This is a genomic window from Clostridium septicum (genome assembly GCF_003606265.1).
In the GTDB taxonomy this organism is placed as follows: Bacteria; Bacillota; Clostridia; order Clostridiales; family Clostridiaceae; genus Clostridium; species Clostridium septicum.
In genome coordinates this window covers 139,513-156,098 of record NZ_CP023671.1, presented here as the reverse complement: position 1 = coordinate 156,098, position 16,586 = coordinate 139,513, and the positions used below count along the sequence as shown (strand labels likewise).

The following is a 16,586-nucleotide window of genomic DNA, read 5'->3' as shown; positions in this document are numbered from 1 at the left end:
AAAGTAAATTAAAGATTATATTTAAAATTATATTCATAATGAAAAGCCTGAAAGGAGGTTATAAAATGAACAATATAATAAAAACAAACATAGCAGGAAGAGAATTAAAAGTTGAATTTGGTAAAGTTGGTATGCTATCAAATGTAGCAGCTTTTATGAGCTATGGAGATACAGTAATTTTAACAAATGTAAATGCATCAGAAAAACCAAGAGAAGGTATTGATTTCTTTCCATTAAGTGTAGAATATGAAGAAAGATTATATTCTGTAGGTAAAATTCCAGGTGGATTTATAAAAAGAGAGGGTAGACCTTCAGAAAATGCTATTCTTTTTGGTAGAGCTGTAGACAGACCTTTAAGACCTTTATTTCCAAAAGGATATAGAAATGATGTGCAAGTTGTTTGTACAGTAGTTTCAGTTGAAAAAGATAACTTACCAGAAATTTTAGCAATTAATGCTGCGTCAATGGCATTATGTCTATCAAGTATTCCTTTCACAACACCTGTTGCAGCGGTGCAAGTAGGTCTAATCAATGGTAATTTTGTTTTAAATCCAACTTCAAAAGAAAGAGAAGAAAGTATTCTTCAATTAACAGTTTGTGCAACAAAAGAAAGAGTTATGATGATTGAAGCAGGTGGTCAAGAGATACCTGAAGATGTTATGATTAATGCGATAGAATACGGATTTGAGAAATGTAAGGATATAGTTAAATTCCAAGAAGAAGCTATGGAGAAATTCGGTAAAGAAAAAATCACACCAGAATTATATAAACCAAGTAGCGAATTAGAAGCAGAAACTAGAGCGTTTGCATCAGAAATGGTTAAAAATGCTATGTGGATTTCAGATAAAGATGAAAGAAATGCTGCCATGGATGAAGTAAATGAAAAGGTTTATGAAGAATTTGAAGAAAAATACCCTGATAATTTATCAGATTTAAAAGAAATATTATATAATATGCAAAAAGAAGTTGTTAGAGATATGCTTTTAAATCATCATAGAAGGCCTGATGAAAGAGCTTTTGATGAGGTAAGACCAATATCATGTGATGTTGGAATACTTCCAAGAACTCATGGAACAGGTTTATTTACAAGAGGATTAACTCAAGTAATGACAGTTGCTACTTTAGGAGCAGTTGGAGATATTCAAATAATAGATGGTATAGGCGAAGAAGAATCAAAAAGATATATGCATCATTATAATTTCCCAGCTTATTCAGTAGGAGAAGTTAGACCACTTAGGGGACCAGGAAGAAGAGAAATCGGTCATGGAGCTTTAGCAGAAAGAGCTTTAGAACCTTTAATTCCTTCAGAAGAAGAATTTCCATACACAATAAGGTTGGTTTCAGAAGTTCTTAGTTCAAATGGTTCAACTTCACAAGCATCAGTTTGTGGAAGTACATTAGCACTTTTAGATGCAGGTGTGCCTCTTAAAAGACCAGCAGCAGGTATAGCTATGGGACTTATAACTTCAGAAGATCTTTCAGAAGAAGAAGTTTTAACTGATATTCAAGGGATAGAAGATTTCTTTGGAGATATGGATTTTAAAGTTGCTGGAACTACAGAAGGTATAACATCTATCCAAGTTGATACTAAAATTAAAGGATTAAGTTTTAAAGTTATTAAAGATGCAATAAAAGGTGCAAGAAAGGCAAGAATTCATATTTTAGATAAAATAGAGAAATGTATTCCAAATGCTAGAGGAGAAGTTTCAGCTTATGCACCAAAAACATCAATAATAACTATTGATCCTGAAAAAATTAGAGATGTTATAGGTGCTGGTGGAAAAGTTATAAATAAAATAATTGATGAAACTGGTGTAAAAATAGATATAAAAGAAGATGGAACAGTTTTTGTGTCATCTCCTGATCATGAAGGCGTAAATAAAGCTATAAATATAATAGAAGGATTAACTAAAGAAGTTAAGGCTGGAGAAATATATTTAGGTAAAGTTATAAAGATAGCTACATTTGGCGCATTTGTGGAAATACTTCCAAATAAGGAAGGATTATGTCATATTTCAAAACTTGATAAAGCTAGGGTAAATAAAGTTGAAGATATTGTTTCTGTAGGAGATGAAATTTTAGTTAAAGTAACTGAAATAGATAATCAAGGAAGAATTAATCTTTCAAGAAAAGATGCTTTAGTTGATGATAGTAGTGAAGAAGAAAAATCAGAATAGTAGATATTTAAAATGAAAGGGCAATATATTGCCTTTTTTCTATATATAGAATAATTTTTATTAATTTGAAATAAACTAAAGAAAAAATATAAAAAGGCAAAAGAGTTATAGGAGGATTTATGTATAATTTATATACTTTAAAAAATGGATTAAGAGTAGTAACGGAATATATAGAACATGTAAATTCAGTTAGTGTTGGTGTTATGGTTCAAAATGGCTCTAGAAATGAGAATAAAGATGTAAATGGAATATCTCATTTTATAGAACATATGTTTTTTAAGGGGACAGAAAAAAGAATATCAAAAGATATAGTACAAGAAATAGAAAATGTAGGTGGGCAAATTAATGCCTATACAAGCAAAGAAGCAACTTGTTATTATATAAAAGCTCTTAATACACATTTAGAACTTTCAATTGATATATTATCAGATATGATCTTAAACTCAAAATTTGATGAAGAAGAAATAGAAAAGGAAAAAGGAGTAGTAATTGAAGAAATAAATATGAGTGAAGATACTCCAGAGGATGTTTTAGATAATAATCAATCTGAAGCTATATTTGGAGATAATTCTTTATCATACCCAATCCTTGGAACAATAGATAGTGTAAAATCATTTAATAGAGAAAAAATAATGAAATTTATACATTCTAAGTACACTCCTTATAATTCAGTTATATCAATTTGTGGTAAATTTGATGAAAATGAATTAAAAAAAATACTAGAAGATTATTTTGGAGAATGGAAAAGCGATAATATATATGTACCAGAATATAAAAATCCTATATTATTAAATGATAGTAAATATACGGATAAACAAATAGAGCAACTTCATATAAATTTAGCTTTTAATGGTCTTCCTTATGCACATGAAAAAGCTTATTCATTAGTTTTATTAAACAATATTTTAGGAGGGGGAGCTTCGTCTATTTTATTCCAAAAAGTAAGAGAGGAACTTGGGTTGTGCTATACAATTTATTCATATGGTCAACCTTATTTAGGAACTGGAATAGTAAATATATATACAGGGCTTAGCAAACAATACGCAGATAAAGCTTTAAGTATTATAAGTAAAGAGCTTGAAAGATTTAGTAAAGAGGGAATAACTAAGAATATTTTAGAAATAAATAAAGAAAAAATAAAAGCAAATTACATATTAGGGTTAGAAAGTACATCATCTAGAATGTTTGCAAATGCTAAAACTGTATTATTACAAAATAAAATAAACACTCAAGAGGATGTTATAAAAAGAATTAACAATATAAATAATGATGACATAAACTATGTATTAGAAAAGTGTTTTAAACCAGGAATTATAAGTTCTGCATATGTAGGGCAAGATGTTGATTACGAAAATTTAAATAATTTTATATGTAAAGATACGAAAGCTTATGATAATTCTGGTCAAAATGGTAAAATTAAGATATAATATATGTAATAAAATACCTCCTTTAAGCATAAATTTTATTTAAGATAAATAAGGAGGTAGCTTTTATGAGAAGAGTAGATAGGCGTAAACAAGAATACTATGATGTTGAAGAAAGACAAGAATCTAGGTATAGATTGTTAAGCGATTTAGAGAGATATGAAATCTTCAATACAGAAGAAGCTGAGAAGTATGATACTCAGCATGCATTAGACTTTATAATAGATGAAGATGGAAATCTACAATTTATAGTAGCAGCCGTTGCAGGAAGTAAATTTGGATTTTTCGGCGGAAGGGAATATGTAGAAATTCCATGGGGATATGTTACAAAGGTTGGGGCTAATGTAATAGTAGTTTCTGCTGATGGAGGAAAAATTAGAAGAGCAAGAGCGTAAATTTTAGGGGGGGATTATTTCTTGAAAATTATAGTGCAAAAATTTGGGGGAACGTCTGTTTCGACAGAGGAAAGAAGAGAACAAGTAATATTAAAAGTAAAGGAAGCAATAACTAATGGGTATTCACCAGTTGTTGTTGTTTCAGCTATGGGCAGAAAAGGAGCACCATATGCAACAGATACGTTACTTTCATTACTTGACAATAACTTCAAAAGAGAAAATCTACAAGCAACTGATATGTTAATGTCTTGTGGAGAAATAATAAGTTCAGTAGTTATGACAAATGCATTAGTAAGTGCGGGAATCCAGGCAGTTCCTTTAACTGGTGGACAAGCAGGAATTATAACAAATGATAAATTTACAGAAGCTCAATTTACAGAAACACATCCAGAACTTATATTAAGTATAGTAAAACAAGGGAAAGTACCTATTGTAACTGGTTTTCAAGGTGTTACTGAAAAAGGATATTTTACTACACTTGGAAGAGGTGGAAGTGATACTTCAGCATGTATATTAGGAATAGCTTTAAAAGCAGAAGCAGTTGAAATATATACAGATGTTGATGGAATTATGACTGCTGATCCTAGAATAGTAAATAACGCTTCTTTAATAGATGTAATAAGTTATAATGAGGTATTTCAACTTGCAGATCAAGGAGCAAAAGTAATTCATCCAAAGGCCATAGAATTAGCAAGAAAGGGAAATATACCATTAGTTATTAAAAATACAATGAGTAATTGTAAAGGTACATTAATTAATAACTTAGGATCAGATCATATAGGTAATGCTCTTTCTGGAATAACTCATTTAGCTAATAGGATTCAAGTTAGAGTTAGGCTAAAAGATAATAAAGAACAAGCCAGTTATAGACAGTTATTAGATATATTGGCCCAAAATCATATTAGCTTAGATTTAATAAATATTTTTCCTGAAGAACAGATATTTACAATAGATTCTTGCGAAAAAGAAGTGTTAGAGAAAATTTTAAGCGAAGCTAAAATTAAGTATAATATAATAGAAAATTGTAGTACTATAGCTATGGTAGGTGCTGGGATGACAGGTGTACCTGGTATTATGGCTAAAATAATAAATACATTAATGTTAAACAATATTGAAGTTTTACAAACAGCAGATTCTCATATGACTATTTGGTGCTTAATTTATTCGGATAAAGTTTCAGAAGCTATAAATTTACTTCATAAAGCATTTAATTTAGGTGAATAAAAAAACTCCTCCTGTGCAAAATACAATGTATAGGAGGAGTTTTTTTATGAATGAATTTTTTAATAAGACAAATTTGGAAACAGATAAGAATATAGAAAATGAAAAAGCAGAAGTAGATAAAGATAGGGAAAAAAGAGAAGAGATAAAGGAATTTGGGAATGCAAATGGTGTAACAAATGATGAGAGTGTACAAATTCTACCTATAATAGGGCAAATAGAAGGTCATCAAGTTTTACCACCACAAACTAAGACAACTAAGTATGAGCATATAATACCTCAATTAATAGCAATGGAACAAAATGATAAAGTAAAAGGTGTTCTTATTATTTTAAATACTGTTGGAGGAGATGTAGAAGCGGGACTTGCAATAGCAGAAATGATAAATTCAATTTCAAAACCAACAGTATCAATAGTGATAGGTGGAGGACATTCTATTGGAGTACCACTTGCAACTTCATCAAGTTATTCATTTATAACACCATCAGCAACTATGATAGTTCATCCAGTAAGAATGAATGGCTTTGTAATAGGAGTAGCTCAAACATTTCATTACTTTCAAAAGATGCAAGAAAGAATTGATAATTTTATATTAAGGACATCTAAAATAGATAAAGATGAACTGAAAAAAATGATGTTAAAATCAGATGAATTATTAAATGATATGGGAACTATTTTAATAGGAAAACACGCTGTAGAATGTGGTCTTATAGATGAAGTAGGTGGAATTAAAGATGCTTTAGATAAGTTAAAACATCTTATAGAAGAAAAGGTTTAAATAAATAATAGTGAAAAATAGTCATTAAATAAATAATGACTATTTTTTATTTATAAAATTAAGAAGTATTTATCATATAACTTTATGTGATATAATACATAATAGTTGTTTTTTTCTAGTTAAGATGTATAATATTATTATGCAAATGGCATTTTACATAATATGGAATAAATTCAAGCTAAAACGAGGTGATAAATTGGCTAGGGGGAAAGGGAAAAATACTAAAACTGAAAAAGATAAAAAAGATCCTAAGAAAAAAAATGGAGATATTAAAGGTATAGTGTATATAGCTATAGGGATATTATTTAGTATTGCTATATATACTAGTTTAGCAGGTGCATTATCTTTATTTGCAAGAGAGGTAATATATAAGTTAATAGGTGTCGGGGCCTTTATACTTCCTGCATATTTAATTTATTTCGGAATAGATAGCATTTTATATAAAGGAACAATACGATTTTCAAGAAGATTTTTTGGAATTACAATGATTGCTTTTATAATAATTTTAGGATGTTCAACAGGAAACTTACATGTAATAAATAGTAGGGATGGATTTTCAGAAACCTTAAAGCAGGTTGTATTAGATGGAGGTTTACATGGAGGCTTTTTTGGATATTTAATAGCTTATCCATTAAGTAAACTATTAGGTTTTATAGGATCTTATGTTTTATATGCTGCATTAGGTGCAATAGGAATTATATTAGTTTTTGATATTACTTTATATGATATTATAATGTGCTTTAAAGAAGAAAAAATAAAGTTTAATGAAAATAGAAAACAAAAAGTGAATAAAACTTCAAAATATGATGAAAATGTTGAGGAAAATAATTTAGTAGAGGTGGTTCCTAAAGAAAAAAATAGGGAAGAATTTATTAATGGAATAAACAATAAAATAAAAATATTAGATTTTATGAAAACAGCATCATTAGAAGATGTTCCATCTATGGATGATATTTCTTCAGTAGAAGTTGCAACAGATAAAACAAGAAGAAATCCTTTTGATATACAGGTTTTTGATGATGATAATAAAGATAAAAAGGAAGAAGTTAAAAATATAGAAAAACATAGTAATAAAAAAGGCAAATTAGATAATGATGATAAAGAAGTTATGACAAAAGAAATAGAAGAAAATATTTCTTTAGACTTAAAAAATGAAGAAAAGATTTATAATTATCCAACAGTAGATCTTTTAAATATAAACTCCAAAATGAAACTGAAAAGTGAAGATAAAAAGGAACTTATAGAAAATGCCAATAAATTAGAAGGTATATTAAATGATTTTGGAGTAGATGCAAAGGTTATACAAGTGACTAAAGGCCCATCGGTAACAAGATTTGAAATTCAACCAAGTCCTGGTGTTAAGGTATCTAAAATAGTTAATCTTCAAGATGATATAGCTTTAGGATTAGCTGCAAGTGGTGTAAGAATGGAAGCACCTATTCCAGGTAAGGCGGCTATAGGAATAGAAGTTCCAAATAGAAAACAAACTCCTGTGTTTTTAAGAGAGGTGTTAGATTCTAAAGAATTTAAAAACTCCAGTAACAAATTAGCATTTGCTCTAGGAAAGGATATAGCAGGAAAATGTGTAGTTGGAGATTTAAGTAGAATGCCCCATATGTTAATTGCAGGAGCTACTGGATCTGGAAAATCGGTATGTATAAATGCACTTATTATAAGTTTGCTTTATAAGTATAGTCCAGATGAAGTAAAGCTTCTTATGGTTGACCCTAAGGTTGTTGAGCTTAGTGTGTATAATGGTATTCCACATTTGTTAATTCCAGTAGTTACCGATCCTAAAAAAGCAGCAGCAGCTTTAAATTGGGCAGTTAATGAAATGACTAAAAGATATAAGTTATTTGCTGATTCTGGAGTTAGAAATGTAGAAAGTTATAATGCTTTATTTGAAAAAGGAATTATAGATGAAAAGCTTCCGTATATAGTTATGATAGTAGATGAACTTGCAGATTTAATGATGGCATGTCCAAATGATGTAGAAGATTATATATGCAGATTAGCACAAATGGCAAGAGCTGCAGGAATGCATTTAATAATAGCAACTCAAAGGCCATCAGTAGATGTTATAACTGGAGTAATTAAAGCTAATATTCCATCTAGGATATCTTTTGCAGTTTCATCAGGTGTTGATTCAAGAACGATATTAGATTCAACTGGTGCTGAAAAACTACTTGGGAGAGGTGATATGCTTTATTACCCAATAGGTGAGAATAAACCTTTAAGAGTACAAGGGGCATTTATTGGAGAAGAAGAAGTAGAAAAGGTAGTTTCATTCGTTAAGGATAGGGAAGAAGAAGCTATCTATAAAGAAGAAATAATAGAACACATAGAAAATGGTCTTTCAAACAATAACTTTCATGGAGGAGATCAAGAGTCTAGTGTAGATGAATTATTAAATCAGGCAATTAATATAGTTGTTGAATATAATCAAGCATCAACATCATTTTTACAAAGAAAATTAAGAATAGGTTTTAATAGAGCCTCAAGAATAATGGATGAATTAGAGGAAAGGGGTATTATATCAGAAAAGGATGGTAGTAAACCAAGACAAGTTTTAATATCAAAAGAAGAATTAGGACAATAGAGTAAAAAAACTTGTAAATATTATATCCTTACATTAAAATAAATTTATGCTTATTTTTAGAGAGTATATAACATAGGAGGAAATAAGATTGCAAAAGTATAAAGTAGGAATGGTAAGTTTAGGCTGTGATAAAAATAGAGTTGATTCAGAACTTATATTAGGATCTATAAACAAATATTATGAAATCACAAATAATCCAAAAGAAGCAGATATAATAATAGTAAATACTTGTGGATTTATAGAAAAGGCAAAGCAGGAGTCTATAGACACAATATTAGAAATGGCAGAATATAAGAATAAGTATAAGTGTAAAATGTTAATTGCAACAGGATGCTTAACTCAAAGATATGGAGATGAACTGCTAGAATTAATGCCAGAAATAGATATATTAATGGGAGTTAATGATTATATGAAATTGCATAAACTTATAATGCAATTTATTAAAGATGAAAAACAAATTTCATCAGCAGAATATAGTGATAATAATATAAATGAAGGCATAAGATTATTAACAACAGATAAACATACAGCTTATGTTAGAATTGCTGAAGGGTGTAATAACTTCTGTACCTACTGTATTATTCCTAAAATAAGAGGGAAGTTTAGAAGTAGAAAAATGGAGAATATACTTGAAGAGGTGAAGTCTCTTTCAAATCAAGGGGTAAAGGAAATTATTTTAATTGCTCAAGATTTAACTTGTTATGGAATAGATATATACCAAGGAAAGAAACTACATAAGCTTATTTCAGAGATATCAAAAGTAGAAGGGATAGAATGGATAAGGTTACTTTATTGCTATCCTGAAGAAATTACAGAAGAGTTAATAGAGGAAATAGCAACTAATAAAAAGGTTGTTAAATATTTAGACTTACCAATACAACATATAAGTAATAATATATTAAGATTAATGGCAAGAAAAACTAATAAGCAGACTATAATTGAAAAGATAGAAAAATTAAAGAAAAAAGTTCCAGGGATAGTTTTAAGAACTTCATTAATAGTAGGTTTCCCAGGAGAAACAGATGAAGATTTTGAAGAGTTAAAGGAATTTTTAAAAGAATATAAATTAGATAATGTTGGAGTATTTAAATATTCAAGAGAAGAAGGAACACCAGCAGCTAATATGGAAAATCAAATTACAGAAGAAATAAAAGATGTTAGAGAAAAAGAACTAATGAATGTTCAAAAAATGGTTTCAAAAAGCTTAAACGAATTGAAAGTTTCTAAAGTTTATGATACTATAATAGAAGGACAAAAAGGTAAATATTTCTTAGGAAGAAGTGCTGAGATGGCTCCAGAAATTGATGGAGTTATATATATAGATTCTAATAAGAATTTAAGTAAAGGTGATATAATTAAAGTAAAAATAAAGGAAGCCTTAGAGTATGATTTAATAGGAGAGGTATATAATGAATTTAGCAAATAAGTTAACAATGCTAAGAATATTTTTAGTACCGCTGTTTTTAATTTTTATAGCAGTAAAAGGAATACCTTATGGAACATTTATTGCAACATTTATATTCATAGTTGCATCATTAACCGATCAACTAGATGGATATATAGCGAGAAGAAGAAATCAAATAACTAATTTTGGAAAGTTTATGGATCCTTTAGCAGATAAACTTTTAGTTACAGCTGCTTTAATATCCTTAGTTGAACTTAGAGTGGTACCATCATGGGCTGCAGTTGTAATAATAGCTAGAGAGTTTGCGGTATCAGGACTTAGAACTATTGCAGCTTCAGAAGGAAAAGTTATAGCAGCTAGCTGGTGGGGAAAGATCAAAACTGTAACTCAAATAATAGCCATAATAATGCTATTATTACAAGTTAATGTAGGTTCTTCAATATATTTAAGCAATTTAGCTATGAAAAATGAATTTTTTAGAGGATTAATTACATATGCGCCAAAATATTTATTACTTTTAGCAATAATTACAACCATACTTTCTGGTTATGATTATTTTAAAAAGAATAAAAATATAATTAATTCTAATAAATAGGTTAAAAACAGAATAATAGGATATAATCATAATAAAAGTTCCACCTAAAGATTAGATGGAACTTTTATTATAAATATTTTTTTATGTAGTTGACTTAATTAATAAAATAAACTATAATTTATTTTAGAACAAACGTTCTAGTATAGAGAGGAAGGTGCTTTATGGGTAATATAGATACAGATAAATTAAAAGCCATAGAAAATGCTATGAGCCAAATAGAAAAACAATTCGGAAAAGGATCAGTAATGAGACTTGGTGCAGATAGTTCTTTAAATGTTGATGCTATCTCAACAGGTTGTCTTGATTTAGATATTGCATTAGGAATTGGTGGAGTTCCAAAGGGAAGAATTATTGAAATATATGGACCTGAAAGTTCAGGTAAAACAACTGTTGCATTACACATAGCTGCGGAATCACAAAAAGCAGGAGGGGCAGTTGCATTTATTGATGCAGAACATGCCTTAGATCCAAGTTATGCTAGAAATTTAGGTGTTGATACAGAAAGTTTAATAGTTTCACAACCAGATACAGGGGAACAGGCTCTTGAAATTGCAGAGGCTTTAGTTCGTTCAGGAGCAATTGATGTAATAGTAATTGATTCAGTTGCAGCATTAGTGCCAAGAGCCGAAATAGAAGGTGAAATGGGTGATTCTCATGTTGGACTTCAAGCGAGACTTATGTCACAAGCTTTAAGAAAATTAACAGGTACAATTCAAAAAACAGGATGTGTAGCTATTTTTATAAATCAATTAAGAGAAAAGGTAGGGGTTATGTTTGGAAATCCAGAAACTACTACGGGTGGAAGAGCTTTAAAATTCTATGCTTCAGTTAGATTAGATGTTAGAAGAATTGATTCTATTAAACAAGGTGAAGGAATTGTTGGTAATAGAACAAGAGTTAAGGTAATGAAGAATAAAGTTGCACCGCCATTTAAACAAGCAGAGTTTGATATTATGTACAATGAAGGAATTTCAAGAACAGGAAATATAGTAGATGTTGGTGTTAAAGAAGGGATAATACAAAAAAGTGGAGCATGGTTTTCATATGGAGATGTAAGACTTGGGCAAGGTAGAGAAAATGCTAAATTATATCTAAAAGAAAATGAGGATGTTGCTTTAGATATAGAAAATCAAATTAGATCTAAGCATGATTTACCACTAGCAGTAAAACCTTCTGTAAAAAAAGAAGAAAAAGTTGAAGGAAAATAATTTCCATAAACAAGAATAAATTTGCTATGACTTGTAAATAATAAGAACTGATATCCTTTGAATCTACTGTAATTGGATATTGGTTCTTTTTTTATATTAAGAATTAAAAATATTAAATTTATTTAGTAATTTATCAATTGTAAACAATTTAAAATTATAAATGTATTTAACGAACTAAACTTGACATAATTTTAATTTTAAGATAAAATAATAGCAAATACTGGTTTATCATATTACAAGTATCAGTGAGGACTAATATGACACCTACTCATTTTCTTATTAGATTATAAAGGTTTTATTATAAAAGAGGAGGTGTTTGTATGGAATATCTTATTTTGGGAATAGTTGATATTGCGCTATTAGTATTAGCTTATATAGTGCTTAAGAAAGCTATACACAAAGCTTCTAAGGCAAAAGTAGAAAGCTTAGAAAAGGAAGCAGAAGTTCTTTTGGAAAATGCAAAGAAAGAAGCGGAAGCGACTAAGAAGGAATCTATTTTAGAGGCAAAAGAAGAGGTTCACAGACTTAGAAATGATTTAGAAAGAGATTCTCGTGAGAGAAGAAATGAAGTCCAAAGGCTTGAGAGAAGAATAATTCAAAGGGAAGAATCACTAGATAAGAAAAGTGATCTTTTAGAAAAGAAAGAAGAAACCATCAATAAAAGAATGCAAGAAATTGATCAAATGGAGGCCAATGTACAAGAATTATATGTTAAAAGAAGAGAAGAATTAGAAAAAATATCTAATTTAACTTCGGAAGAAGCAAGAGTAATTCTTTTAGATGAAGTGAGAAAGGAAGTTTCTCATGAAGCAGCTATGATGGTTAAGGATATTGAATCAAAGGCAAAAGAAGAGGCAGAAAAGAAAGCAAGAGAAATAATTACAACTGCAATTCAAAGATGTGCTGCAGATCATGTATCTGAATCAACGGTTCATGTTGTGGCTTTACCAAATGATGAAATGAAGGGTAGAATTATTGGTAGAGAAGGAAGAAATATAAGGACATTAGAAACCCTAACAGGAGTAGATTTAATTATAGACGATACTCCAGAGGCGGTTATATTATCTAGCTTCGATCCTATAAGAAGAGAAGTTGCTAGAATAGCCTTAGAAAAGTTAATAGTAGATGGAAGAATTCATCCAGCCAGAATTGAAGAAATGGTAGAAAGAGCTAAAAAGGATGTAGAAAATGACATTAAGGAAGAAGGAGAACAAGCTACTCTAGAAACTGGTGTTCATGGAGTGCATCCAGAAATAATAAGACTACTTGGTAGATTGAAGTATAGAACAAGTTATGGACAAAATGTTTTAAAACATTCTATAGAAGTTGCATACTTAGCTGGTTTAATGGCTTCAGAGTTAGGATTAGATGTTAACTTAGCTAAGAGAGCAGGATTACTTCATGATATAGGTAAAGTTGTAGATCAAGAGCAGGAAGGTCCGCATGCCCTAATTGGAGGAGATATGGCTAAGAAATATCACGAATCTCCAGTTGTGGTTAATGCTATTGCAGCACACCATGGTGATGTTGAAATGATGACTTTAGAGGCTGTCTTAGTTCAAGCAGCAGATGCTATATCAGCTGCTAGACCAGGGGCTAGAAGAGAAACTTTAGAAGCTTATATTAAGAGGTTAGAAAAGTTAGAAGAAATCGCAAATTCTTATGAAGGTGTAGAAAAGTCATATGCCATTCAAGCTGGTAGAGAGATTAGAATTATGGTTAAACCAGATCATTTAGATGATGCTGGATCAGTTGAGTTAGCAAGAAATTTAGCTAAGAGTATTGAAGAACAACTAGAATATCCAGGTCAAATTAAAATTAATGTAATAAGAGAAACTAGAGCAGTAGATTTTGCTAAATAAATATAAAGTGCATTTTACTTTTTGTAATATGCACTTTATTTTATTCATGGAATTATATTAATAAAATAAATGCAATTTATCAATAAAATAATAAATAAAAGAGGAATTTTATAAAATATATAGAATATATATTAATATAGTTATATATATATTTATATTTTAAATTGTAAACGATTTTTATCTAGGAGGTAATGACGAAAAAATGGAAGTATTAAAAGTATCAACTAAATCAAACCCTAATTCAGTAGCAGGTGCGTTGGCTGCTATAATAAAAGAAAAGAATATAGTAGAAATTCAAGCTGTAGGAGCAGGTGCTATAAATCAAGCTGTAAAGGCAATAGCAATAGCAAGAGGGTTCGTAGCTCCTAGCGGTAAGGATATTGTCTGTGTGCCAGCATTTACAGATATCGAAATTGATGGCGAAGAGAGAACGGCAATAAAGTTAATTGTACAACCAAGATAATAAATATTTAAGAGAAATAATTAATAAGATTTAATAAAAAATAGCTATATTTTAATATAGCTATTTTTTATTAAAAATTGAAAACCTTTAAAAAAACTTGAAATTTTAATTAATTCCGTATATAATAAAATAGTTAATAGATAAATATATTAAATTTAGTAAAGAGGTGTGTTTCATGGTATCTAAAGAAGTAGTAGTAAATAATGGGACTGGTTTACACGCAAGACCAGCAACTTTATTAGTTAAGAAGGCTTCAGCATTTAAATCAGATGTAAGCATAGAATTTAATGGAAAGAAAGCTAATGTTAAAAGTTTAATAGGAGTTCTTTCATTAGGTGTAACTAAAGGATCAGCTATAACAGTTTCAGCTAATGGAGACGATGAAGCGTTAGCAGTTGAAGAAATTGCAAACTTAATAGCAACTTTAGAAGACTAAAATAAAAAAGTGCCAATGGCACTTTTTTATTTTACTAGAAAAATTATTGTATAATATTTTAAGTAATTCTATTATGTATTTAATTAAGTTTTTCTAAAGCCTTGCATTTAAATACAACTTTAATTAGATTTATTGCGGCAGCAAAAACAAGGATATAAATAATTCTTTGAATTAATACAGAGTTACCAGAAAGTAAAGCTATAATATTAACATTAAAAATTCCAATAATTCCCCAAGTTATAGCACTTATTAAAACTAAAATAAATGAAATTTTATCAAGTAAAGTAATTTTACACATTTTAAAGCCTCCTTAAAATCTATTTTCAATTAATATATATGAAAAAAATTAAAAAATATAACTGAAAAAAATTTAAAAATGTGATATAATACGAATGATGAATTTTAAAAATAAAATTTTATTCGGAGGTAATCTTAATATGAGAGATTTATATAGTACACCATTAAATTCAAGATATGCATCAAAGGAAATGAGCTACATATTTTCAGATGATATGAAATTTTCTACTTGGCGAAAATTATGGGTAGCTCTTGCAGAAAGTGAAAGTGAATTAGGTCTTAACATATCAAAAGAACAAATAGATGAATTAAAAGCAAATATACATAATATAAATTATGAAGAAGCTATAAAAAAAGAAAAAGAAGTTAGACATGATGTTATGAGTCATGTATATGCTTATGGTCTGCAATGTCCTTTAGCAAAAGGTATAATTCACCTAGGGGCTACTAGTTGCTATGTAGGAGATAATACAGATATTATAATAATGAGAGATGCTCTTTTACTTATTAAGAGTAAAATGGTTTCTGTATTAAAGCATCTTTCTGATTTTGCAATAAAATATAAGGATATGCCAACACTTGGATTTACTCATTTCCAACCAGCACAATTAACCACTGTTGGAAAACGAGCAACTCTTTGGATGCAAGATTTAGTTTTAGATATAGAAAACATAGATTTTTTATTATCAACTTTAAAATTAAGAGGAGTTAAAGGAACTACTGGAACACAAGCTAGCTTTATGAATTTGTTTGAAGGAAATGAAGAAAAGGTTAAAGCTTTAGATTCTATGGTGGCAAAGAAAATGGGATTCGAAAAGAGTTATGGAGTTACAGGTCAAACCTATCCAAGAAAACTTGATTCAATAGTTTTAAATACATTATCAGAAATAGCACAAAGTGCTTATAAATTCAGTAATGACTTAAGATTACTTCAAAGCATGAAAGAAATAGAAGAACCATTTGAAAAACATCAAATTGGCTCTTCGGCAATGGCTTATAAAAGAAATCCTATGAGAAGTGAACGAATGGGATCTTTAGCGAGATATGTAATTGTAAACTCATTAAATCCAGCTATAACAGCTGCAACACAATGGTTTGAGAGAACATTAGATGATTCAGCTAATAAAAGAATAGCAGTAGCAGAAGCCTTTTTAGCACTAGATGGTGTGTTGAATCTTTATATAAATATAGCTGAAAACATGGTTGTATATGAAAAAGTAATAACATCTCATGTGAACAATGAATTACCATTTATGGCTACAGAAAATATAATGATGGAAGCTGTAAAAAGAGGTGGTGATAGGCAAGAACTTCACGAAAGAATAAGGTTACATTCAATGGATGCAGCAGCTAGAGTCAAAGGTGAAGGATTGGATAATGATTTAATAGCTAGAATAATAGAGGATGATAGTTTCAAACTTACTAAAAATGAGATATTAGAAATAATAGATCCAAGCAAATTTGTTGGAAGATCACCAAGTCAAGTAATTGAATTTATAAATGAATACATTAATCCTATTTTAAATTCAAATAAAGATGCTTTAGAAATAAAAAGTGAAATAAACGTTTAATTAATATAAAAACTTCTACTATACTAAATGTTAGTAGAAGTTTTTTACATATATTATATTACAACATTTTAATATAATAATATAATATATAGAAAATATAGAAAATATATGGTATTATATTTGTGACTATTAAAATGAAAAAAAGGGTATATTAC

Annotated in this window: 14 protein-coding genes; 13 read left to right on the top strand and 1 reads right to left on the bottom strand. The window is 29.1% G+C overall.

Going from position 1 to position 16,586, the window contains the following annotated elements; translation table 11 throughout:
• The first annotated feature begins 65 nt into the window (after window positions 1-65).
• From CP523_RS00640 to CP523_RS00585, 12 genes are all read left to right on the top strand, one after another.
• Window positions 66-2,177: a polyribonucleotide nucleotidyltransferase gene (locus CP523_RS00640; protein WP_066676364.1), complete on the top strand. Its 2,112-nt coding sequence runs from the start codon at window positions 66-68 to the stop codon at window positions 2,175-2,177.
• A 119-nt stretch (window positions 2,178-2,296) separates the two neighbouring features.
• A complete protein-coding gene (locus CP523_RS00635; protein ID WP_066676362.1) occupies window positions 2,297-3,604 on the top strand; it encodes a M16 family metallopeptidase in 1,308 nt (435 codons plus the stop codon).
• Window positions 3,605-3,669: 65 nt separating this feature from the next.
• A complete protein-coding gene (locus CP523_RS00630; RefSeq protein WP_083089478.1) occupies window positions 3,670-3,996 on the top strand; it encodes a YlmC/YmxH family sporulation protein in 327 nt (108 codons plus the stop codon).
• 21 nt (window positions 3,997-4,017) lie between these two features.
• Window positions 4,018-5,220 (top strand): aspartate kinase, encoded by a 1,203-nt coding sequence (dapG, locus tag CP523_RS00625; protein ID WP_066676360.1) that lies wholly within the window; start codon window positions 4,018-4,020, stop codon window positions 5,218-5,220.
• Between the two features lie 46 nt (window positions 5,221-5,266).
• Window positions 5,267-5,995 carry a ClpP family protease gene (locus CP523_RS00620; RefSeq protein WP_120140414.1) on the top strand — a complete coding sequence of 243 codons (729 nt, stop codon included), beginning with the start codon at window positions 5,267-5,269 and terminating at the stop codon, window positions 5,993-5,995.
• Between the two features lie 196 nt (window positions 5,996-6,191).
• The gene (locus CP523_RS00615; protein ID WP_227909501.1) at window positions 6,192-8,594 is read left to right on the top strand and encodes an FtsK/SpoIIIE family DNA translocase; all 2,403 of its coding nucleotides are present in this window, start codon (window positions 6,192-6,194) and stop codon (window positions 8,592-8,594) included.
• Between the two features lie 88 nt (window positions 8,595-8,682).
• On the top strand, window positions 8,683-10,020 hold the full coding sequence (rimO, locus tag CP523_RS00610; RefSeq protein ID WP_066676358.1) for a 30S ribosomal protein S12 methylthiotransferase RimO: 1,338 nt from the start codon (window positions 8,683-8,685) through the stop codon (window positions 10,018-10,020).
• Window positions 10,004-10,594 carry a CDP-diacylglycerol--glycerol-3-phosphate 3-phosphatidyltransferase gene (gene pgsA / locus CP523_RS00605; RefSeq protein WP_066676356.1) on the top strand — a complete coding sequence of 197 codons (591 nt, stop codon included), beginning with the start codon at window positions 10,004-10,006 and terminating at the stop codon, window positions 10,592-10,594. The genes rimO and pgsA overlap by 17 nt, the downstream gene beginning before the upstream one ends.
• A gap of 161 nt (window positions 10,595-10,755) precedes the next feature.
• Window positions 10,756-11,802 carry a recombinase RecA gene (gene recA, locus CP523_RS00600; RefSeq protein WP_066676351.1) on the top strand — a complete coding sequence of 349 codons (1,047 nt, stop codon included), beginning with the start codon at window positions 10,756-10,758 and terminating at the stop codon, window positions 11,800-11,802.
• Window positions 11,803-12,122: 320 nt separating this feature from the next.
• Window positions 12,123-13,664, top strand: coding sequence for a ribonuclease Y (gene rny / locus CP523_RS00595; RefSeq protein ID WP_066676349.1), 1,542 nt, complete (start codon window positions 12,123-12,125; stop codon window positions 13,662-13,664).
• A 202-nt stretch (window positions 13,665-13,866) separates the two neighbouring features.
• Window positions 13,867-14,127, top strand: coding sequence for a stage V sporulation protein S (locus CP523_RS00590; RefSeq protein ID WP_016206312.1), 261 nt, complete (start codon window positions 13,867-13,869; stop codon window positions 14,125-14,127).
• A 175-nt stretch (window positions 14,128-14,302) separates the two neighbouring features.
• Window positions 14,303-14,563, top strand: coding sequence for an HPr family phosphocarrier protein (locus tag CP523_RS00585; protein ID WP_066676347.1), 261 nt, complete (start codon window positions 14,303-14,305; stop codon window positions 14,561-14,563).
• 79 nt (window positions 14,564-14,642) lie between these two features.
• Here CP523_RS00585 and CP523_RS00580 read toward each other — a convergent pair whose 3' ends face one another.
• Window positions 14,643-14,861 carry a DUF378 domain-containing protein gene (locus CP523_RS00580; RefSeq protein WP_120140413.1) on the bottom strand — a complete coding sequence of 73 codons (219 nt, stop codon included), beginning with the start codon at window positions 14,859-14,861 and terminating at the stop codon, window positions 14,643-14,645.
• Window positions 14,862-15,000: 139 nt separating this feature from the next.
• On the opposite strand from CP523_RS00580, the gene purB reads away from it, so the two are divergent.
• Window positions 15,001-16,431, top strand: coding sequence for an adenylosuccinate lyase (purB, locus tag CP523_RS00575; RefSeq protein ID WP_066676343.1), 1,431 nt, complete (start codon window positions 15,001-15,003; stop codon window positions 16,429-16,431).
• Window positions 16,432-16,586 lie beyond the last annotated feature (155 nt).